General features: G+C 63.7%; 16 protein-coding genes. 11 read left to right on the top strand and 5 right to left on the bottom strand.

The annotated features are described in order from the left end of the window. Window positions 1–199: 199 nt before the first annotated feature. The gene (locus tag AAFX91_RS07070) at window positions 200–847 is read right to left on the bottom strand and encodes a TetR/AcrR family transcriptional regulator (RefSeq protein WP_130580236.1); all 648 of its coding nucleotides are present in this window, start codon (window positions 845–847) and stop codon (window positions 200–202) included. Window positions 848–946: 99 nt separating this feature from the next. On the opposite strand from AAFX91_RS07070, the gene AAFX91_RS07065 reads away from it, so the two are divergent. Further along, window positions 947–1,975 (top strand): ABC transporter substrate-binding protein, encoded by a 1,029-nt coding sequence (locus AAFX91_RS07065; RefSeq protein WP_130580235.1) that lies wholly within the window; start codon window positions 947–949, stop codon window positions 1,973–1,975. Window positions 1,976–2,104: 129 nt separating this feature from the next. After that, window positions 2,105–4,039 (top strand): alkyl/aryl-sulfatase, encoded by a 1,935-nt coding sequence (locus tag AAFX91_RS07060; protein ID WP_394565970.1) that lies wholly within the window; start codon window positions 2,105–2,107, stop codon window positions 4,037–4,039. A gap of 145 nt (window positions 4,040–4,184) precedes the next feature. On the opposite strand, the gene AAFX91_RS07055 is transcribed toward AAFX91_RS07060, so the two are convergent. After that, entirely contained in the window at window positions 4,185–5,255 is a 1,071-nt protein-coding gene (locus tag AAFX91_RS07055; protein ID WP_394565969.1) for a glycosyltransferase family 4 protein, read from the bottom strand. Window positions 5,256–5,567: 312 nt separating this feature from the next. Here AAFX91_RS07055 and AAFX91_RS07050 point away from each other — a divergent pair, with 312 nt between their 5' ends. From AAFX91_RS07050 to AAFX91_RS07035, 4 genes are all read left to right on the top strand, one after another. Continuing rightward, window positions 5,568–7,331 (top strand): ABC transporter ATP-binding protein, encoded by a 1,764-nt coding sequence (locus tag AAFX91_RS07050; protein WP_394565968.1) that lies wholly within the window; start codon window positions 5,568–5,570, stop codon window positions 7,329–7,331. Between the two features lie 64 nt (window positions 7,332–7,395). Beyond that, a complete protein-coding gene (locus AAFX91_RS07045) occupies window positions 7,396–9,597 on the top strand; it encodes a glycogen debranching N-terminal domain-containing protein (RefSeq protein ID WP_394565967.1) in 2,202 nt (733 codons plus the stop codon). 65 nt (window positions 9,598–9,662) lie between these two features. Beyond that, window positions 9,663–10,124, top strand: a complete 462-nt coding sequence (locus AAFX91_RS07040) for a PRC-barrel domain-containing protein (RefSeq protein ID WP_394565966.1) — start codon at window positions 9,663–9,665, stop codon at window positions 10,122–10,124. After that, window positions 10,114–11,457 (top strand): MFS transporter, encoded by a 1,344-nt coding sequence (locus AAFX91_RS07035; RefSeq protein WP_394565965.1) that lies wholly within the window; start codon window positions 10,114–10,116, stop codon window positions 11,455–11,457. The genes AAFX91_RS07040 and AAFX91_RS07035 overlap by 11 nt, the downstream gene beginning before the upstream one ends. Window positions 11,458–11,548: 91 nt before the next feature. Here AAFX91_RS07035 and glgA read toward each other — a convergent pair whose 3' ends face one another. Beyond that, window positions 11,549–12,976: a glycogen synthase GlgA gene (glgA, locus tag AAFX91_RS07030; RefSeq protein ID WP_130581959.1), complete on the bottom strand. Its 1,428-nt coding sequence runs from the start codon at window positions 12,974–12,976 to the stop codon at window positions 11,549–11,551. 232 nt (window positions 12,977–13,208) lie between these two features. Between glgA and AAFX91_RS07025 the strand changes: the two genes are divergently transcribed. From AAFX91_RS07025 to AAFX91_RS07015, 3 genes are all read left to right on the top strand, one after another. Then, a complete protein-coding gene (locus AAFX91_RS07025; protein WP_394565964.1) occupies window positions 13,209–14,390 on the top strand; it encodes a CaiB/BaiF CoA transferase family protein in 1,182 nt (393 codons plus the stop codon). 282 nt (window positions 14,391–14,672) lie between these two features. Next, entirely contained in the window at window positions 14,673–15,743 is a 1,071-nt protein-coding gene (locus AAFX91_RS07020; protein WP_130581958.1) for an alcohol dehydrogenase, read from the top strand. Between the two features lie 209 nt (window positions 15,744–15,952). Further along, on the top strand, window positions 15,953–17,035 hold the full coding sequence (locus AAFX91_RS07015; RefSeq protein WP_394565963.1) for an isocitrate/isopropylmalate dehydrogenase family protein: 1,083 nt from the start codon (window positions 15,953–15,955) through the stop codon (window positions 17,033–17,035). 276 nt (window positions 17,036–17,311) lie between these two features. Here AAFX91_RS07015 and AAFX91_RS07010 read toward each other — a convergent pair whose 3' ends face one another. Continuing rightward, a complete protein-coding gene (locus AAFX91_RS07010; protein ID WP_130581961.1) occupies window positions 17,312–17,707 on the bottom strand; it encodes a helix-turn-helix domain-containing protein in 396 nt (131 codons plus the stop codon). A 399-nt stretch (window positions 17,708–18,106) separates the two neighbouring features. On the opposite strand from AAFX91_RS07010, the gene AAFX91_RS07005 reads away from it, so the two are divergent. After that, a complete protein-coding gene (locus AAFX91_RS07005; RefSeq protein WP_130581956.1) occupies window positions 18,107–18,568 on the top strand; it encodes a hypothetical protein in 462 nt (153 codons plus the stop codon). Window positions 18,569–18,675: 107 nt separating this feature from the next. Here AAFX91_RS07005 and AAFX91_RS07000 read toward each other — a convergent pair whose 3' ends face one another. Beyond that, on the bottom strand, window positions 18,676–19,998 hold the full coding sequence (locus tag AAFX91_RS07000) for a dicarboxylate/amino acid:cation symporter (protein WP_394565962.1): 1,323 nt from the start codon (window positions 19,996–19,998) through the stop codon (window positions 18,676–18,678). Between the two features lie 228 nt (window positions 19,999–20,226). Between AAFX91_RS07000 and AAFX91_RS06995 the strand changes: the two genes are divergently transcribed. Further along, the gene (locus AAFX91_RS06995; protein WP_282527539.1) at window positions 20,227–21,225 is read left to right on the top strand and encodes a TRAP transporter substrate-binding protein; all 999 of its coding nucleotides are present in this window, start codon (window positions 20,227–20,229) and stop codon (window positions 21,223–21,225) included. Window positions 21,226–21,237: the final 12 nt, after the last annotated feature.

Below are 21,237 nucleotides of genomic sequence, written 5' to 3'. Positions count from 1 at the left end.
TGCTCCTTCCAAACGCCGGCCGCTCTCGGCGGCCGCCATCAGCCTAGCCCGCCTGCATCCATCTTTCAACCATCTGGTTGATTGGAGTGCCAGGACCCAGCCTCCGTCATTGCGAGCGCAGCGAAGCAATCCACGCCTCCACACGCGCGGAGAGAAATGGATTGCTTCGCTGCGCTCGCAATGACGGCTGTGGTAGCGGCTAACGCCGCAGCGACTGTAGCACCAGATCGGTCACGTGCCGCCGGCGGGCCCGCCGCGCGGTCGGGCTCGACAGGTCCTTGCCGAAGATCGCCGACAGCGTCGGCGTGTTGGAAAAGAAGAAGTAGCTCAGGGCCGCTATCGAGATATAGAGGTGCACCGGATCGATGCCGCGCCGGAACACGCCGGCGCGTACGCCTTCATTGAGGATCTTCGAGACCATGCTGACGAGCGGCGAGTGCATGGCCTCCAGCCGGCGGGAGCCGCGGACGTGCCGGGCGCCGCCGCGGTTCTCGTCGTTCAGGAGCACGATGAAGTCCGGGTGGGCGGCCAGATGGTCGAACGAGGCTTCGATCAGCTTCTTGATTGCCTGTTCGGGCGGCAGTCCCTCTAGGTTGAGCTTGCGCTCCTGCTCCCGGATCTCCTCATAGACCCATTCGAGCACGGCGAGGTAGAGCGCGTCCTTGTCCCCGAAATAGTGATAGACGAGCTGCTTGTTGACGCCGGCTCTGGCCGCGATCTCGTCGACCCTGGCGCCGGCAAGTCCGTTCTGCGCGAATTCGCGCCGTGCCGCGGTCAGGAGCTTCCGTTGCGTGGCGACCGGATCGCGCCGCTGCGGCTTTGTGTCGTCGGATCGTCGCTTCAGCATTTTCAACCAAACAGTTGACAACTACACCTGTCCCCTGTTGCATTGGTAACGTCACAAACGAGGTGCGACAAGGCCGGGTTGCACACGAGGAGAGTAGCGATGAAGGGTTTGAGGCTTGCGGCCTTGGCGCTGGGGTTGGCTCCGGCCTTGGCGTTTGCGCCGGCCGCATCGGTTGCGCCGGCGCGCGCTGCCGAATCCGTCAATCTGATCCTGAACTGGACGCCGACGGCTGATCATTCACCGTTCTATTACGCCAAGGCGCAGGGCTGGTACGAGAAGGCCGGCATCGATCTCACGATCGAGACCGGCAAGGGCTCCGGCGTCTCAGCGCTGAAGGTCGGCTCCGGTGGCTCGCCGTTCGGCATCGCCGACCTCGCGACCATGCTGGTGGCCAAGAGCAAGGGCGCCGACGTGGTGGCGCTGATGAGCATCTACGCCAATACCGGGCAGACCTTCTATTGGCTGAAGAGCTACAGCGTGAACGGGGTGAAGGATTTCCCCGGCCACAAGGTCGGCAATCCGCCGGGCGATGCCTCGCGCGTGATGTGGCCGGCTTTCGCCAAGGCGGCCGGGATCGCGCCTGACTCCGTCACTTTCGTCAATGTCGGCCCGACCGCGAAGATCGCGGCGCTGAAGAGCCACACGGTCGACATCATCAGCGACTTCTACAACGAGCACGATCTCAAGGCGATCGAGTTCGGCGCCGATCTCGGCTATGTCAACTGGAAGGACATCGGGCTCAATCCTTACGGCAATTCGCTGGTCGTCAATGGCGCATTCCTTCAGAAGAATCCGAAGCTGGTCGAGGAGTTCGTGCGGATCACGCAGAAGGCCTACGCCGCCTGCGTCGCCGACGTCGCGCCCTGCCTGAAGGCGCTGCTGGACCAGGTCTCCGGGCTCGACCGCGAGAACCAGGAGCGGCAGTGGGAGCGCATCAAGTTCCTGATGACGGACGAGTTCACCACGACCAAGGCGCTCGGCTGGATCGACGCCGAGCGGATGAAGAAGGATTACGATCTGGTGCACACCTATCTCGGCATGGAAAAGCCGTTCGACGTGAACACGGCGTTTTCGACCAAGATGTTGGATACCAGCATCAAGATGGACGCGAGCAAGGTGAAGAAGTAGCGACTCGTCGTCTGCTTCGTCATGGCCGGGACAAGCCCGGCCATGACGAGCATTTGACGACTGGAGCTATGCTCTCATAATCCCTCTCCATAGCCGCGGCCGGATCGGCCGGGCGGGGAGGGACCAGACATGACTGAGACAATCGCAGGCGAAGCTCCCAAGGACGCTTCGCCCTCCGTGCTAGCGCAGCACGCGGCGATGCTGGATGCATTGCCATTCTCCGACACCGCCGATTTCGACGACGCTGCGCGCGGCTTCCTTGGCACCATCGAAAACGCGCATATCACCACTGCACAAGGCAGGGTGGTCTGGAGCCTTGAACCTTATCGCTTCCTGACCTCGGAAGACGCTCCGCCCACGGTCAATCCCAGCCTGTGGCGGCAGTCGCGATTGAACATGCATCACGGCCTGTTCGAGGTGGTGCCCGGGGTCTACCAGGTGCGCGGGCTCGATATCGCCAACATGACGCTGATCGAGGGCGATAGCGGCGTGATCGTGGTTGATACGCTGACCTCGATCGAGGGCGCGCGTGCTGCGATGGAGCTCTATTTCAGGCATCGTGGCAAGCGTCCGGTCATGGCCGTGATCTTCACCCACACTCACACCGATCATTGGGGTGGCGCCCGCGGGGTGCTCGACGATGAGACATTGTCGAGCGGGCGGGTGCCGATCATCGCGCCTGACATGTTCATGGAGCACGCCGTCTCCGAGAACAGCATCGCCGGCCCGGCGATGCTGCGGCGCGCGCAATATCAGTTCGGGCCGTTCCTGGCGAAGGGGGCGCGCGGGCAGGTCGATTGCGGGCTCGGCAAGTCGATGGCGGCCGGATCGGTGGCGCTGCTGCGGCCGACCGATCTGATCATTGCGTCCGGCGACAGGCGCGTGATCGACGGCGTCGAGTTCGAATTCCAGATGGCGCCGAACAGCGAGGCGCCGGCGGAGATGCACTTCTACCTGCCGCGCTACAAGCTGCTGAACCTCGCGGAGAATTGCACCCACAATTTCCACAACCTGCTGCCGTTCCGCGGCGCCGACGTGCGCGACGCGCTGGCGTGGTCGAAATATCTCGGCGAAGCGCTCAAGATGTGGGGCGGCAAGGCGGAGGCGATGTGCGGTCAGCATCATTGGCCGGTGTGGGGGCGGGAGCGGATCGACACTATGATCCGGCAGCAGCGCGATCTCTACAAGTTCGCGCATGACCAGACCATCCGCCTGATGAACCATGGGCTGACCCCGAGCGAAATCGCGGAGACCATTCGCCTGCCGAAAAGCCTGGAAGGTGCCTGGCACGGGCGCGGCTATTACGGCCATATCAGGCACAATGTGAAGGCGATCTACCAGAAATATCTCGGCTGGTACGACGCCAACCCCGTCAATCTCGATCCGATGCCGCCGGTCGAGTCGGGCAGGAAATATGTCGAGTATATGGGCGGCGCGGATGCGATCCTGGAACGGGCGCGGAAAGATTTCGCCAACGGCGAATTCCGTTTCGTCGCGCAGGCGCTAAGCCATCTGGTATTCGCCGAACCGGAGAATCAGGCGGCCCGCGCGCTGCTGGCCGATACGTTCGAGCAGCTCGGCTATGCCGCGGAAAGCGCGACCTGGCGCAACAGCTATCTGTTCGGCGCGCAGGAACTGCGGCAGGGCATGCCGAAGGCGCCGGCGCGGCCGGCGATGCCGCGCGAAACGCTCGCCGCGCTGCGCACCGAACAGCTCTGGGACGTGCTCGGCATTCGCCTCAACGGCCCCAAGGCCGAGGGCAAGCGCATCGTCTTGAACTGGAAGTTCACCGACACCAACGAGGCCTTCATCCTTAACCTGGAGAATTGCGCGCTGACCTATGTCGCCGGTGCGCAAGCTGGGGACGCCGATGCAAGTTTCACGCTGGTGCGCAGCACGCTCGATGAAGTCATTGCGAAGTTGACCACGTTTCCGGAAGCGGTCGGCAGCGGCAAGATCAGCGTCACCGGCGATGCAATGCGGCTCACTGAGCTGATGACGCTGATGGACGAGTTTCCGCGAATGTTCGAGATCGTCGAGCCGAAGCGAACAGCGGTGAGTTGACTGGCGCGTAGGGTGGGCAAAGCGACGTCTTGCACCGTCGCTCGAACAAACGCGGGCGGAAGCGTGCCCACCATCACGGGCGGAGCGCGGAGAGGTGGGCACGGCGCTTGCGCGCCTTTGCCCACCCTACGGCACCTACGGCACGTTACTCCGCGCTTGCGACCAGCTTGATGCGCGGCTCGGCCGCTTCCATCAGGTCGCGATAGCAGTTGAGATAATCGAGCGCCATGCGGCGCGCAGTGAAGCGGGTCTCGAACCGCTTGCGGATCGTCTGCCGGCTCAGCGACGGAAGCCGGCCGACCGCACCGACGGCGCTGGTCTCATCCTCGACGATGAAGCCGGTCAGGCCATCCTCGATGATTTCCCGCACCGAGCCGCGGTTGAAGGCGATGACCGGCGTGCCGCAGGCCATGGCCTCGATCATCACCAGGCCAAACGGCTCCGGCCAGTCGATCGGCAGCAACAGCGCAATGGCACCGCTGAGGAACTCCGGCTTCTCGCGGTCACTGATTTCGCCGATGAAATCCACCAGCGGATTGTCCACGATCAGCGGACGCATGACCGCCTCGTAATATTCCTGGTCGGCGCGGTCAACCTTTGCCGCCATTTTCAAGGGGATGCCGCAGCGCATCGCGATCTTGATGGCACTGTCGACGCCCTTTTCCGGCGCGATGCGGCCGAGCACCGCCAGGTATGACGGATTGACCGCCTGCGGCGTCAGCAGGTTCTCCGGCAGGCCGTGATGGATCGTCCTCACCCAATTCGCCTGCGGCACCGGACGGCGCTGGGCGTTGGAGATCGAGATCACCGGCACCTCCGGGAAGGTGTCGAACACCGGCTGGTGCTCGGGAAGGTCCAGCCTGCCGTGCAGGGTGGTCACGAACGGCGTCGGCTGCCGCTGGAACAGCGACCACGGATAATAATCCAGATGGAAGTGAAGGAAGTCGAACTCCTCCTGATCGCATTTCTGTCGGACGCGCTCGAGCAGCACCATGTGCAGCGCGTTGGGATCGCGGACCGATCCGTCCAGGCGCAATGCTTTCGGCCAGGTCGCCTCCAGCTTGCCTGAGGTTTGCGAGTCCCCGCTGGCGAACAGGGTGACGTCGTGGCCTAGCGTGACCAGTTCTTCAGTCAGCCAGTGCACGACCCGTTCCGTCCCGCCATAGAGCTTCGGGGGAACAGCCTCCGTCAGTGGCGCAACCTGCGCGATGCGCATGCTTTCGTCTCCTCTGTGTGATGTGGGATAATCAAGCCCAACCCCATTTGTCCGGCACCGGCATGCCGTAACGGGAACGTTCCCGCACGTGCGAAGTTCCTTTGCTGTGCGGGTCGTTCTTTCTTCCTTCACAGTGTGGTCTTGCTGATGCCATCTGCCACGAACAAATTTTCGCAACTATCGGTGCTGCAGAATTGTTGCGCAGTGATGGCCTCGCCATACGAAACATCGATCGCTGTCCCTCACGGAATCGTGTGCGGGACGGTGCGCTAAGAAAATTCACCTTACTGCTCAACAGGTTTGCAGGCGCTCATGGACAATCTTTCAGGATACGCGCACCGCCCCTTTCCCTTTGTGCTGCGCTATCTGCGGCGGCGGCCCGCATCACACGCCGTAATATTGGGGTGCGTTCTGGGTGCGGTTGCCTGCTCGGTAGGCACGCAGTACGGGGTGAAGAGCCTCGTCGACAGCCTGTCGGGCGGTCCGGCCAAGGCCAGTGGCGTATGGCTGGCATTCGTTCTGCTCATGTTGCTGATCGCGGCAGATAATTTTCTGTGGCGGATCGCAAGCTGGATCGCGAGCTACGCCTTCGTCGGCGTCACCGGCGACCTCCGGCGCGATATGTTCCGTCACCTCACCGGCCATGCGCCGAGCTATTTCACCGATCGCCTGCCGGGCATGCTGACCAGCCGGATCACCGCGACCTCGAACGCGGTCTATACGGTCGAGAACATGTTCGTCTGGAATGTGCTGCCGCCGTGCGTTGCGACCTTCGCGGCGATCGCGCTGATAGGGACCGTGAGCATGACGATGTCAGCGGTGCTGATCGTCATTGCGGGAACCATGGTGTTCGCGATGTTCCGGATGGCGGCCGCCGGCCGCCCCCTGCACGATGATTATGCCGACAAGGCGGCCGCCGTGGATGGTGAGATGGTTGACGTCATCAACAACATGCCGCTGGTGCGGGCGTTCTGCGGATTGAGCTTCGAGCACGCCCGGTTCGATGCGACCGTGAACCGGGAACTGACCGCCCGGGGCCGCAGCCTGCGCTACCTCGAAAAGCTGCGGCTCACCCATGCGGCGGTGACGGTGGTTCTGACCATCTGCATGCTGGCGTGGGCGGTCAACCTTTGGCAGCAGGGCGCCGCCACCACCGGCGACGTGGTGCTGGTCTGCACGCTGGGGATCTGCATCCTGAGCGCGACGCGCGATCTGGCCGTGGCGCTCGTCGATGCCACCCAGCATGTCGCCCGCCTGATGGAGGCGCTGGCGACGCTGCTGACACCGCACGAATTGAAGGATCACCCGGAGGCGGAGCCGCTGATCAAGAGCGGGGCCGCGATCGCCTTCAACAACATCTCGTTCCAATACCCCGGCGGCATCCAGGTGTTCGACAAGTTCAACCTGCGTATCCAGGCCGGCCAACGGGTCGGGCTGGTCGGGCAATCCGGCGGCGGCAAATCGACGCTGTTCACGCTGCTGCAGCGCTTCTACGACGTGGAGCGCGGCAGCATCACCATCGACGGCCAGGATATTTCGCGGGTCACCCAGCAGAGCCTGCGCGAGGCGATCTCGGTGGTGCCGCAGGACATTTCGCTGTTCCACCGCTCGATCCTGGAAAACATCCGCTACGGACGGCCGAACGCCACCGATGACGAGGTGCTGCGCGCGGCGATCGCGGCGCGCTGCGACTTCATCGAGAATTTACCCGAGGGCATGGACACCATCGTCGGCGATCGCGGCATCAAGGTGTCAGGCGGCCAGCGCCAGCGCATCGCGATCGCGCGTGCGTTCCTGAAAGATGCGCCGATCCTTCTGCTCGATGAAGCGACCGCGGCGCTTGACAGCGAGTCCGAGGAGGCCATACGTGAAGCGCTGTCGCGCCTGATGCGCGGGCGCACCGTGGTTGCGATCGCCCATCGCCTGGCCACGCTGCGCAGCTTCGATCGCGTGGTCGTTCTGCAGGGCGGCCGCATCGTCGAGGACGGGCCGCCCGATATCCTCGTGCAGGGCAGGGGGCCATACCGCGAACTGGTCGCGCGCGAAGTGGGCCGCCTCACCACCCAGGCTGCCTGATCCACAGTAGTTGCGTATAATCAGCGTCCATCGCAAACCCGAGAGAGAAGCGCTCGAGGTCTAAATGGCAGCGGAGATCGTTACGCAGATTTCGACCATGCGCGTTGTCGAGCAAATCGCGGAATCGCCCTTCTACATCCCGATGACCGGTCCCGCCGCGAGGCCGCGGCGGTCGCTCAAGCATGACGACACGTTCATCGTGCTCGACAGCCATGGCGACATCGGCGCTTCCGCCGGCGGACCCGATGGCCTGTTCAACGCCGACACGCGCTATCTCGCGCGGCTGGAAATGGTGCTCGACGACGTGCAGCCGCTGTTGCTCGGCTCGAACCTGCGCGACGACAATTCGGCGCTGACCGTCGATCTCACCAATTCCGATGTCTATCGGGGCGGCCGGCTGATGCTGCAGAAGGACACGCTGCACATCGTGCGCTCGATCTTCCTGTGGCGCGGCACCGCCTATCAGCGCATCGGTCTGCAAAATCATGGCGATCGGCTCGCGAGCTTCGATCTCACCTTGCTGTTCGACAATGATTTCGCCGATCTGTTCGAAGTGCGCGGCGAGCGCCGGCCGCGGCGCGGCATCGGCTCGAGCAGGTTGCTCGGCCCGACCGACGTCGTGCTCGAATACGTCGGACTGGACGAACAGTCACGGATCACGGCGCTGCATTTCGATCCCAAGCCGACGCGGCTGGCGGTCAATGCCGCGACCTATCATTTCGAACTGGAGCCCAAAGCGGTCACCTCGCTGTTCATCGCGGTGTCCTGCAACAAGCCGATCATGCACAAGCCGGTGCCGTTCTTCCGCGGGCTGCTTGCGCATCGCCGCGAGATGCGGCGCTCGACGGCGGGTGCAGCCAGCATCGAGACCTCGAACAACATCTTCAACGAGGTGCTGTGCCAGGCGATGGCCGACCTCAACATGCTGATGACGGAGACGCCGCAGGGCCGCTATCCCTATGCCGGCATCCCCTGGTACTCCACGACTTTCGGCCGCGATGGATTGATCACCGCGTTGCAGATGCTGTGGATCGATCCGCGCATCGCGAAAGGCGTCTTGAAGCGGCTTGCGTTCTTCCAGGCCAAGAGCGTCGATCCGCTTTCCGATGCGGAGCCCGGAAAGATCCTGCATGAGATGCGCGGCGGCGAGATGGCGGCGCTGCGCGAGGTGCCGTTCGCGCAATATTACGGCAGCGTCGATTCGACGCCGCTGTTCGTGCTGCTGGCCGGCCATTATTTCGAGCGCACCGGCGACGAGGCGACGCTTGCGGAACTCTGGCCCTCGATAGAGGCGGCGCTGCAATGGATCGACGGCCCCGGCGATCCCGATGGCGATGGTTTCATCGAATATCAGCGTGCGACCGAGCAGGGCCTCGCCAACCAGGGCTGGAAGGATTCCTTTGACGCCATCTTCCATGCCGATGGCAGGCTGGCGGAGGGCTATATCGCGCTCTGCGAGGTGCAGGGCTATGTGTTCGCGGCCAAGCGGCTGCTGGCCAGGGTGGCGCGCCGGCTCGGCTATGCCGATAGGGCGGAAAAGCTCGATAAGGAGGCCGAGACGCTGCGCCAGCGCTTCGAGGACGCCTTCTGGTGCGAGGAACTCGGCACCTATGCGCTGGCGCTCGACGGCAAGAAGGAACCGTGCCGCGTGCGGACCTCGAATGCCGGCCAGCTCCTGTTCACCGGCATCGTGCGGGAAGACCGCGCGCGGCTGGTCGCAGCCGACCTGATGAGCCAGAGCTTCTTCTCGGGCTGGGGCATCCGCACGGTTGGCAGGAATGAGGTCCGTTACAACCCGATGTCCTATCACGACGGCTCGATCTGGCCGCACGACAATGCGCTGATCGCGCTCGGCTTTGCGCGCTACGGGCTGAAGCGCTCCGTGGCGCATCTGTTCAAGGGCCTGTTCGACGCCGCAAGCTACATGGATCTGCGGCGGCTGCCCGAATTGTTCTGTGGGTTCCAGCGCGAAAGGCGGCGAGGACCCGTGCTCTATCCGGTAGCCTGCGCGCCACAGGCTTGGGCGAGTGCGACCCCATTCACGCTGCTGGAAGCGGCGCTCGGGCTCGAATTCGATGCCGTGCGCGGCGAGATCAGGCTGCGCGATCCGCGCTTGCCGGAATTCCTAAATGAGGCGATCCTGCGCGACCTGCAGCTCGGCGCCTCCAGCGTCGATCTGAGAGTCCGCCGCCATGATGGCGAAGTGTCGCTGGAAGTGTTGCGTACACGCGGTCAAATCCAGGTGTCGATCGTGCTGACGCATTAGAATGTCGGCCAGAATGTCTAGCTTTATTCCTGGATTGGAGGCCCCCGATGTGGGCGAGCATGGTGATGACAATTATTGCCGCGGCCTTTGCCGCTACTGTGGCCGCGCAAGCGGCCGATGATCCGGCGGCACCGCCGCCGGCCAAACCCCCGGCTGCGCAAAAGGAACCGGCGCCTCCACCCTCGGTGACGGTGATCGGCGCGAGGGATGCGCATGGCATCCTCGGGCGCGACGTGCGCAGCGCCGCCAATGAGAACATGGGACGGATCGTCGACGTGATCGTCGATCGCGAAGGCACCGTGCGCGCCGCCGTGATCGACTTCGGCGGCTTCCTCGGTGTCGGCAGCCGCAAGATCGTCGTCGACTGGAACGCACTGCATTTCGGCCAGGTCGCCAACAAGAGCGACAGCATCACGCTCGAACTGAACAAGGAGCAGGTGAGCGCGGCGCCGGAATACAAGGAGGACACGCCCCTCATCGTGCTCGGCGCTGCCGGCAGTTTGCGTCCATGGCAATATGACCATTAAAGTCGGAGATACATTGATCGCTCGTCCCTCCTCTTTAACGGACAGGATTGGCGGCGATCGCAGGCGGTCGACGGCGGACGATCACGGTGCGCCATTGGTTCCGGAGTTGCCGGCACCAGAGCCGTCGCGCCAGCCTTCATCCCAGAGCCAGCGCGGACTAGACTGGTTCATCTTCTTCCTGGCCGATGTGCAGACCGGGTTCGGCCCGTTCGTGGCGGTCTACCTGACCACGCAGAAATGGACCCAGGTCGAGATCGGCTTCGTGCTGTCGATCGGCGGCATCGTCGCCTTGCTGGGACAGATGCCGGGCGGCGCTATCGTTGACGCGGCGCGCTCCGAAAAAATGGTCGCCGGGGCCGCGGTCGCGACCATCGGCTGCGCCGCGCTGGCCTATGCGGTGTGGCCGATCTTCCCGGTCGTGGTGGCGGCGGCGACCCTGCACGCGCTCGCAAGCTGCGTGCTCGGCCCCGCGATCGCGGCGATCAGCCTCGGCCTGGTCGGGCCGTTCGCGATCGGCGAGCGGCTGGGGCGCAATGCCCGTTTCGCCTCGCTCGGCAACGGTTCGGCGGCAGCGCTGATGGGCGCCGCCGGTTACCTGATCTCGAGCCGTTCCGTGTTCCTGGTCACCTTCATCCTGGCGATACCGACCTTGATCGCGCTGTCGCGGATCCGCGAGAAGGAGATCGATATCGCGCAGGCCCATGGCGCCGTTGTCCGCGAGGTGCCCGACAAGAAAGCGACCAGCGTGTTCGCGCTGTGCAGCAAGCGGGCATTGCTGATCTTCGCCGTCAGCATGCTCCTGTTCCAGCTCGCGAACGCGGCGATGCTGCCGCTGATGGCGGGCGTGGTGACGATGCGATCCAGCCAGTGGGCGCCGGTGCTGATCGCGGCTTGCATCATTGTGCCGCAGGCGATCGTGGCGCTGGCCTCGCCTTCGGTCGGGCGCAAGGCGCAGGCCTGGGGCCGGCGGCCGCTGCTCCTGCTCGCCTTCGGCGCGCTCGTGATCCGCGGCGTGCTGTTTGCGACTGTGCACGATCCCTATCTGCTGGTGGCCGTGCAGATCTTCGACGGCATTACCGCGGCGGTGTTCAGCGTCATGGTGCCCCTGATCGTGGCCGACGTCGCCTTCGGCAGCGGGCATTTCAACCTGGCGCAGGGCATCATCGGCACCGCGGTCGGGATCGGCGCATCGCTGAGCACAGTGCTCGCCGGCTATGTCAGCGACAAGTTCGGCAGCAATGTCGCTTTCTTGGGGCTCGCGGGCATCGCCTCGCTCGGCCTCCTGATGATCCTGTTGATCATGCCCGAGACGCGACGAGCCGCGCCGACGTGACTCGCGTAGCCCGGGTGGAGCGCAGCGAAACCCGGGACCGCTGGCGGAATAGGATGCAGGGGCTCCCGGGTTGCGCTGCGCTCCACCCGGGCTACGAGATGGGCTGCGGCAGTGCCAGCTTGCGATAGAGTGCGCCGTAGAGGGCGGCCGAGATGCTCCAGCTAAAGCTCCGCGCCATGGCGCTGCGGCGCATGGCGTCGAGCCGTTCCTTGGCGACGAACGCCTCGAACGCCCGGCGCACGCCGCCGAGGAAGGATTCCGGCGACGGCTGCGGGAACAGAAATCCGGTCTCGCCGTCCTTGATGGTCTCGGCCAGCCCGCCGGTCTGGTGGCCGATCGGCAGTGAGCCGAAGCGCTGCGCATACATCTGGCTCAGGCCGCAGGGCTCGAAGCGTGACGGCATCAGCGTGAAATCGCTGCCGGCAAAGATCCTTCGTGCCTGGGCGTCGTTGAAGCCGATCGCGACCCCGATGGCGTCCGGCCGCCGCCGGTGCGCTTCCACCAGCGCCTGCTCGATTCCCGGCTCGCCGGAGCCGGTGACGACGATCTGCCCGCCGGCCGCGACGATCTCGTCGGCCGCCGACAGCACGAGGTCGACGCCCTTCTGGTGGACCAGCCGGGCGACCAGGCCGAACATCGGTCCGCGGGAGACCGCGAGGCCGAACTGCTTGCGGACGTAATCCGCATTGGCCTGCTTGCCGGCCCAGTCGCCGGCGCCGAACTGCTGCGCAAGCTTGGCGTCGAAGCGCGGGTCCCAGCTCTCGTCGATGCCGTTGAGGATTCCGGTGAGCTGCGCGGCATTGGAGCGGATGCGCAGCAGGCCCTCGAGCCCGCAGCCGAGCTCTGCCGTCGTGATCTCCCTGGCATAGGTCGCGCTGACGGTCGTCAGGTGCGAGGCATAGACGATGCCGCCCTTGAGGAAGGACAGCTTGTCGTAGAATTCGAGCCCGTCGATATGGAAGGAATTTTCCGGCGCGCCAATCCGCCGCAACGAATCCTTCGGGAAGAGTCCCTGATAGGCGAGGTTGTGGATGGTCAGGATCGAGGGGATGCGTGCGCCGCGCCAGGCCAGATAGGCCGGCGCCAGCGCGGCCTGCCAGTCATTGGCGTGGACGAGGTCGGCTGCCCAATTCTTGTCCAGACTGCCTGCGGCGAGTTCTGCCGCGGCGGACGCGAAGCGCCCGAAGCGGATGTCGTTGTCCGGCCAGTCGCATCCACTCTCGTCGCCGTAAGGGTTGCCTGGACGGTCATAGAGCTGTGGGCACAGCACGACGTAGACCGGCATGCCGTCGCGGGTCGCGGCGCGGCCGATCGTGCATGCGGGCATCTCCGCAAGCGGCGCGCATTCGCCAACGATTTCAATATGAGTGAGCTGCTCGATCACGTCCCGATATCCGGGGAGCATGATCCGGACATCGTTCAGGGGACGCAGGGCTCGGGGAAGGGCGGCAGAAACAGCGGCAAGGCCGCCGACGCGGACGAAATCGTCCATTTCAGTGGTGATGAATAAGACCCTCAAAAAAAGCGCCTCGCTCCAACCTGTAAACGACTATGCAAAAATGGGTCCAATTTGCCTTTGACGAAAATCAAAGGGCCCGCCCAGTCCGGTCTGGATCAGACGCTTCCCTGTAGAAGCCGCTCCACCTTCTTGTTTGAGCATGATCCTTTCGGAAAACCGGTTTCCACTTTTCCGGATCAGGCTCTAGGTTGACGCCGCGCCGACAAGAGGTGCGGCCGAGGGAGCTTTGCGAATGACGATAGTCGAGAACGATGAGGGCTATTTGACAAAGAGCCTGGACGGCCTTCGTGTGCTTGATTTTTCGACTACGATCGCCGGCCCTCATTGCACGCGCATGCTTGCCGACCTCGGAGCGGACGTCATCAAGATCGAGCCTGCCGAAGGCGAGATGATGCGTACCCGCCCACCGGTGCGTAAGCTTTGCTCGACTGCGTTCGGCCAGCTCAATGTCGGCAAGAAGAGCCTGACGCTCGACCTGAAGTCGGCGGAAGGGGCGGAGGTGGTACGCCGGCTCGTCGCGACCGCCGACATCCTGGTCGAGAATTTCCGCCCGGGCGTGATGCAGCGCTTGAGGCTCGATTATGCCAGCCTGCGCGGGCTCAACCCGCGGCTGATCTATTGCTCGATCTCCGGCTATGGCCAGACCGGGCCGTCTGCCGGCTTGCCGGCCTATGCTCCGGTCATCCATGCCGCCTCCGGCTACGACATGGCACATCTCGCCTACCAGGCCGGGCGGAGCAGGCCCGACTATTGCGGCATCTACATTGCCGACGTGCTGAGCGGCGTCTATGCGTTCGGTGCGATCGGAGCGGCGCTGCATCAGCGGCACCGCAGCGGGGAGGGCCAGCACATCGACGTCTCCATGCTCGAAGCGATGCTGAGCCTGACCTTGAACGAGGTGCAGTGGGCGCAGTTCAAGGTGCAGCCGACGGCGCGCCCGATGTTCGGCCCTGTCGAAACCTCCGACGGCTACGTGATGGTCGCGATCGCCAGCGAGAAGACGTTTCAGAGCCTGATGCAGGTGATCGGCCGTCCCGAATGGGTGAGCGACCCGCGCTTCGCCAGATATTCCGACCGCCGGGAAAATTGGGCGGCCTTGATGGATGGCGTCGAGGATTGGTCGCGCCGCGTGACGACGGAACAATGTCTCGCCGCGCTGAATGAGGAGGGCGTGCCCTCATCCGCCTATCGCACGGTTGAGCAAGCGCTGGCCGATCCGCAGCTCGCGCATCGCGGCGCTCTGGCCGAGGTCGAGGACGGCGGCGGGACCTTCAAGGTGGTCAATCTGCCGTTCCGGATGTCCGGTGCGAAGGTTGCAGCCGTAAAGCGAGTCTCGACGCTCGGCGAGCACACCCGCGCCTATCTCAAGGAGGCCGGCCTGTCCGAAGCGGAGATTGCCGCGTTCGCCGGCTAGCAGTGATTCGACCAGGTTGAATTGCATCCACGATGGACGTTGCGCTCCCTCTCCCGCTTGCGGGGGAGACGAGCATAGCTCGCTCCGGGAGGGCCGGGGTGGGGATGTCGCCGCGATTCACGCTGTCCAAGCGTGGGGAGAGAGCCCCCAACCCGGCGCTCGCGCGCCGACCTCCCCCGCAAGCGGGAGAGGTGAAGTAAATCCCGCGGCTGTCGCGGTTTGTCTCGCGTCGGCAGACGTGGCAATGTTGCCGCAACAACAAAGAATGTTGGGAGAATAGAGATGAAAAGTTTCCAGGTTGCCGAGTTCAACGCCCCCTTGAAGGAAGTCGACCAGCCGACGCCGGAGCCGACCGGAACGCAGGTGCTGATCAAGGTGAAGGCGGCCGGCATCTGCCACAGCGATCTGCATATCTGGGAAGGCGGCTACGATCTCGGCCACGGGCGCAAGCCGCTGTCGCTGAAGGATCGCGGCGTCTCGCTGCCGCGCACGATGGGGCACGAGACCGTCGGCGAGGTGGTGGCGTTCGGGCCGGACGTGAAGCCGGGCGACAGCGGCGGCCTCAAGGCCGGCGACGTCGCGCTGGTCTATCCCTGGCTCGGCTGCGGCAAATGCCCGACCTGCCTGGCCGGCGACGAGAATATGTGCGCGGTCAAGCCGAACTCGCTCGGCGTCTATTGCGATGGCGGCTATGCCGATCACATGCTGGTGCCGCATCCAAAGTACCTGCTGACCCTCAAGGGGCTCGATCCCGTCACCGCCGCGCCCTATGCCTGCTCGGGCGTGACCACCTACAGCGCGCTGAAGAAGGTCGAGTTCGCCTTCGATTCGCCGATCGTGATCATCGGCGCCGGCGGTCTCGGTCTGATGGCGCTGTCGCTCCTGAAGGCGATGGGCGGCAAGGGGGCTGTTGTCGTCGACATCGACGCGCGCAAGCGCGAGGCGGCGGAAGCGGCCGGCGCGCTCGGCACCGTTGACGGCAAGGCGCCCGATGCGCTGGAGCAATTGGCGAAGAAGGCGGGCGGGCCGATCCGCGCGGTGATCGATCTGGTCGGCAACGCCCAGACCACGCAGCTCGGCTTCGACTGCCTGGCCAAGGGCGGCAAGCTCGTGATCGTCGGCCTGTTCGGCGGTGGCGCGACCTTCGCGCTGCCGCTGATCCCGATCAAGGCGATCACGATCCAGGGCAGCTATGTCGGCAACCTCCGCGAGACGCAGGAACTGCTCGACCTGGTCCGGACCAAGAAGATCGCGCCGATCCCGGTAACGACCGTTCCGCTCGCCAAGGCCTATGATTCCCTGCTCGAATTGCAGAAGGGCAAGCTGGTCGGCCGCGCCGTGCTGACGCCTTAGGCCGCCACGGTACTCCGCCGTCATGCCCGGGCTTGCCCGTCTTCGCTATCGCTTCGCCGGACTGACATTAGAGTGCCCGGCGAAGCCTCGGCGTAGCCGGGTCCCGGGCATCCACGTCTTACTGTCAATCAGCGGGAAGAGCGTGGATGGTCGGGACAGGCCCGGCCATGACGAGTCCAAAACTTCCATTGTCTCGAATGGAAAATCCCATGTCCGCAAACAACGCGCTCCACATTGCCGTGCTCGGCGGCGACGGCATCGGTCCGGAGGTAATGGCGCCGGCACTCGAGGTGTTGCGCAAGATCGAAGCGACGACGGAGCTCAGGTTCCGCTTCACTGAGTCGCCCGCGGGCGCCAACCATTATAGAGAGACCGGCACCTCGATGCCGGAATCGACGGTCCGGCTATGCGAGCAGGCGGATGCGATCCTGTTAGGGGCCTACGGCCTGCCGTCGGTGCGCTACCCTGATAACACCGAGATCGCGCCGCAGATCGAGTTGCGCTTCCATTTCGATCTCTATGCCGGCGTGCGGCCGGCGCGGCTGATCCCGGGCGTGCCAAGCCCGATCGTCGGCGCCGAGCAGCGCGGCATCGATTTCGTCGTGATCAGGGAATCGACCGAAGGCCTGTTCGCCTCGATGGGCAAGGGTGTCGTCACCGAGGACGAGGCGCGCGAGACCATGCTGATCACGCGCAGGACCTCCGAGCGCCTGTTCGAGTTCTCGTTCCGCCTCGCCGAACGCCGCAAGGCACGCGGCCGCGTTGGCGGCGGGCTGACCTGCGTCGACAAGGCGAACGTGTTCAAGGCTTTTGCGTTCTTCCGCGGGATCTTCGACGAGACGGCAAAGCGGCATCCGGACGTCAGGGCCGACCACCTCTATATCGATGCCTGTGCGGCGTTGCTGGTGAAGCGTCCGTGGGATTTCGACGTCATGGTGACGGAGAACATGTTCGGCGACATCCTCTCCGACCTTGCTGCCGGACTGATCGGCGGCATGGGCATGGCGCCGTCAGCCGACATCGGTGACCGCTACGCGGTGTTTCAGCCCTGCCACGGCACCGCACCCGATATCATGGGGCAGGGCAAGGCCAATCCGACCGCCATGATCCTCTCGGTTGCGATGATGCTGGACTGGCTCGCCGACAAGCACGGGCTTGAGAGTGCGGCGGAAGCCGGTGAGCGGATCGAGCGCGCAGTCGACAAGGCCTATGCCGGCGGCATCAAGCCGACCGAATTCGGCGGCAGCAACGGCACCGCCGACATCGCCAAGGTAGTGCTGGCGCTGTTGTAGGTCGAACGCGCCAGCCGCCCCAGGGACGCGGTCACGTCGCCGGCGATCGCGCGACCAATTGTCGCTCCCGGCATCGCTGCTGGAACGAATGCGCGGCTGCGCATCGCATTGAGAGCCGCGATGTCAAAAGCAAAAAGCGCCGCCATCTCGATGGCAGCGCTTCAGCAAAGCCTCGATCCGAACCAACGCATAGCCCGGTGCAGCGTTTTGCCACGGTTCGACGCGCTTGCGCGGATCGATGCGGTCCGCGCCACGAAACGGAGAAGGGCCGACGGCTCAGCCTTCGTTCGCGGCGATCGATTCCATCAAGGACACCAGTTGACGTTGAACCGTCTGGTCCTTGATCTTGCTGTAGGCTCGCAGCAACCTCAGGCTGAAAGCACTGTCCAGGAAAAGGAGGCTTTCGACCTCGCGCGACTTGTTGTCGCCGTCGTAGAAGAATGTGACAGGCACGTCGAGCGCGGAAGCGATCTGCTGAAGGCGAGCAGCGCCGACGCGGTTCACGCCCTTCTCGTACTTCTGGACCTGCTGGAAGCTGACGCCGAGCTTTTCGCCCAGCTCCGCTTGCGAGATCTTTTGCTCCACACGCCGCAGGCGAATCCGCTTGCCCAACTCAATGTCGGGCTTGCCGGCACTGCGTTGCTTCATCTTCTTTGCTGCTGATCTGTTCATTCTGGTTACCCGTCCTTCAAATCGGGAGGCCCTGCGCAGATTGGTCAGGGATTCGTCCATAATTCCGCGTTAACTTTGTCCGGATCGTGAGTTCGTTCGCGAACAACGGTACTCCAAGCAGACTGTCGAATGGTAGCCAAACGCCACGCGCTTTGGAAGTATCCGGATACCGGCGCCGTCAGACTACCTAAAGTCGTCAACGCCCGGGATAACTTGCGATATCCCGCCACGTACATTTGGCAAAATATTGGACAAACCACAACTACTACGGGTTGGATCGACACAGATTTTGAACGCATGCTTACTACCTCGCCTCTGCATACGTAATCCTACACCCCGTACTTGTACGGGACCTGAACGGCTCGGATTTCGCCGAAAAATGACAGCGGACGTAGCCGCGTGGCGCATCCCTCCCGCGCGTTACGCGCATTAGAAGGAAAACAGAGGACCAATCACCCGCTGGACAATTTCGCAAAATTTCTGGATCATCTGCTCATTCACGCGCCCGACCACCCGCAGGCTTTTGTGGAGAGGCTCATGAAGCGAAGAAATGAAACGCCGCGAATCTATCTCGCAAGTTCGGGAGCGGAAGAAATGCCGGTTGCCCATACCGAAGAACGGTTGCTCTCGCTGCTTGCGACGCTTGAGGAGTGCAGGGACTTCCTCACGGACAAGGCAAGTCCGGAAACGGCGCGTTTGCTGTCGCTGGCAATCCTCGAACTCAGGATGGAACTGCATCAGGTGACCGACGCCGAGCTCAAGGCGCTGTGCGATCTGATGACTCCGGAGGAGCGGCCGCCGCAGGAAGTAAGGTCGGTCTCGGGCAGGCCGCTGCCGCCGTATCTGAAACTAGTCAAATAGCGCCCGTTAGCGCGTAGCCCGGATGGAGCGAAGCGCAATCCGGGACCTGGCCAGACGAATCGTGTGGTCCCCCGGATTACGCTGCGCTCCATCCGGGCTACGATTCTCTAGCCCGCCGTCACGTCGACCAGTTCGGCGCCGTCGAGGACGCGCGTGGCCTTCTCGCGGTCGAGATCGCCTTCCCACGCCGCCACCACGACCGTCGCAACGCAGTTGCCGATCAGGTTGCCGACGGCGCGGGCCATGCCGATGAACCAGTCGACCGACAGCACCAGCACGAGGCCGATGGCGGGAATGGTCGGCACCGCGTTCAGCGTCGCCGCCAGGATCACGATCGCCGAGCCCGGCACGCCGTGTGCACCCTTCGAGGTGATCAGGGAGACGCCGAGCACCAGCAACAGATCGCCGAACGACAGCGGCGTGTTGGTCGCCTGTGCGATGAACACCACAGCCAGCGTGAGGTAGATCGAAAAGGCGTCGAGATTGAACGAATAGCCGGTCGGGATCACGAGCCCGACGACGGAGTCCTTGACGCCCAACCGCTCCAGCTTGCGCATGATCTGCGGCAGTACCGCGTCGGAAGAGGCGGTCGCAAGCACGATGGTCAATTCCTCGCGCAGGTAGCTCAGGAATTTGAGGATGTTGATGCCGGCCAGGGCCATGACGCCGCCAAGCACGCCGAACACGAAGATCGCGACCGAGACGTAGAACAGCGCGACCAGCGAGACCAGTTGCTTGAGCGAGCCTACGCCGTATTTGCCGACCGTATAGGCCACCGCGCCGAGCACGCCGAGCGGGGCGGCGCGCACGATCAGCCCCATCGCGCGGAACAGCACCGCCGACACCGCGTCGATCATGGACGTGACCTTCTCGCCCTTTTCGCCGCCAACCAGCGCCAGGCTGACGCCGAAGATCACCGCGAAGAACAAGACCTGCAGCACATCGTTGCGCGACAGCGCATCGAAGGAGGTGGTCGGAATGATGTTCAGGAGGAAAGCGCCGATGCCGCCGCCTTGCAGCTTGTGGGCGTTGTCGGCATAGGTGTTGAGCGCCTTGGCATCGAGCGTTGAGGTGTCGATGTTCATGCCATGGCCGGGCCCGAACAGATAGGCGAGCAGGAGGCCAACGACCAGCGCGATCGTCGTCATCACCTCGAAATAGATCAGCGCCTTGACGCCGACGCGACCGACCTTCTTGAGATCGCCGGCGCCGGCAATGCCGTGCACGACCACGCAGAACACGATCGGCGCCACGATCATCGAGATCAATTTGAGGAATGCGTCGCTGAAGATCTTCAGCCCGATCGCGAAGTCAGGGGCGATCACGCCGAGCGCGATACCGAGCAGCAGCGCGGCAAGCACCTGGACGAAAAGGGATGTGTAGAGCGGCTTGCGAGCTTCGGTGGCGGCCGTTGCTGTCATGGTCGACATGGCGTGTTCCCCATAGGTTTCGTCCATTCGTAGCAACTTGCGTGCCAAAAGGTCGCAGGAGATCGCCGTCTGCCGTGCAGCGCGCGGCTCGAATGGGCGTTCGATCCCTGCCTTGAAATCAGCTTCCATCGCTCCATTCTTTTGCATACGCTTCGAGATCGCTGCCGCTTCGTCGGCGGCACCCACGACCCCGGTTAACAGGGGCGGGGCATCACAGGGAGGGAGACGATGAAGCGAAGATCCGTGCTCGCCGGGCTTGGCGCTACGGCTGTTGTCTGCACATTCGGCGCGCCGTCAATTCTCAGAGGCCAAACGCCTGTCTCGCTGAATGGCGCAGTGCAGTTCAACGACGATCACGCGTTCACCAAGGCGCTGGTGCGATTCCAGGAGCTGGTGCAGAAATACTACGGCAAGCCGGTCAATTTCACGCTGCACAAGAACTCGTCGCTGGGTCTCGAAAAGCAGTATTTCGAATATATGTCGCAGGGCAAGGCCGTCGACTATGCGATCGTCTCGCCGGCCCACATGTCGACCTTCGCCAAAGCCGCGCCCTTCATCGATGCTCCCTTCGTGTTCAAGGGCATCGAGCACATGAACAAGGTCGTTGAACAGAATATCCTGGCGCCGATCGCCGATGAAGTGGCGAAGAAGGCCGAGGTCGTTCTCGTCGGCTACGCAGGCGGCGGCGTCCGCAACATCTTCGCCAACAAGCCGCTGAGGACGCTTGCCGACATCAAGGGTCTCAAAATCCGCGTGCAGGGCGCGCCGATATGGTCGAAGACGTTCGCTGCCGCCGGCATGAGCCCGACCGTGATCGCCTATAACGAGGTCTACAACGCGATCCAGAATGGCGTGATCGCGGCCGGTGAGAACGAGGCGGCAGGGGTCGAGGCGATGAAGTTCTACGAAGTCGCGCCGCACCTCAGCCTGACGCAGCACGCCGTGTCGATCCGGCCGATCTGCTTCTCGGTGAAGACGCTCAAGACCCTGCCCAAGGAGCTGCAGGACGCGATCTTCAAGGCCGGCAAGGAGGCCGGTGATTTCGGCCGACAGCTCGAATCGAGCGAAGAAGTCGTCAAGCTCGATGCGTTGGAGAAGGCAGGCAAGCTCAAGCGCGTCCCGTTCGAGGAGCGCGACGCCATGAAGAAGCTCGCTGATCCCGTGATGGCCACCTACGCGAAGGAAATCGGCGCCGAAGGCATCTTTGAAAAGATCAACGTCGCGTAAGCCGGCAAGCCA

It is taken from the genome of Bradyrhizobium sp. 31Argb (assembly GCF_043638955.1).
Taxonomy (GTDB): Bacteria; Pseudomonadota; Alphaproteobacteria; order Rhizobiales; family Xanthobacteraceae; genus Bradyrhizobium.
The sequence above is the reverse complement of the archived record's forward strand: the minus strand, read 5'-3'. Positions and strand labels throughout refer to the sequence as shown.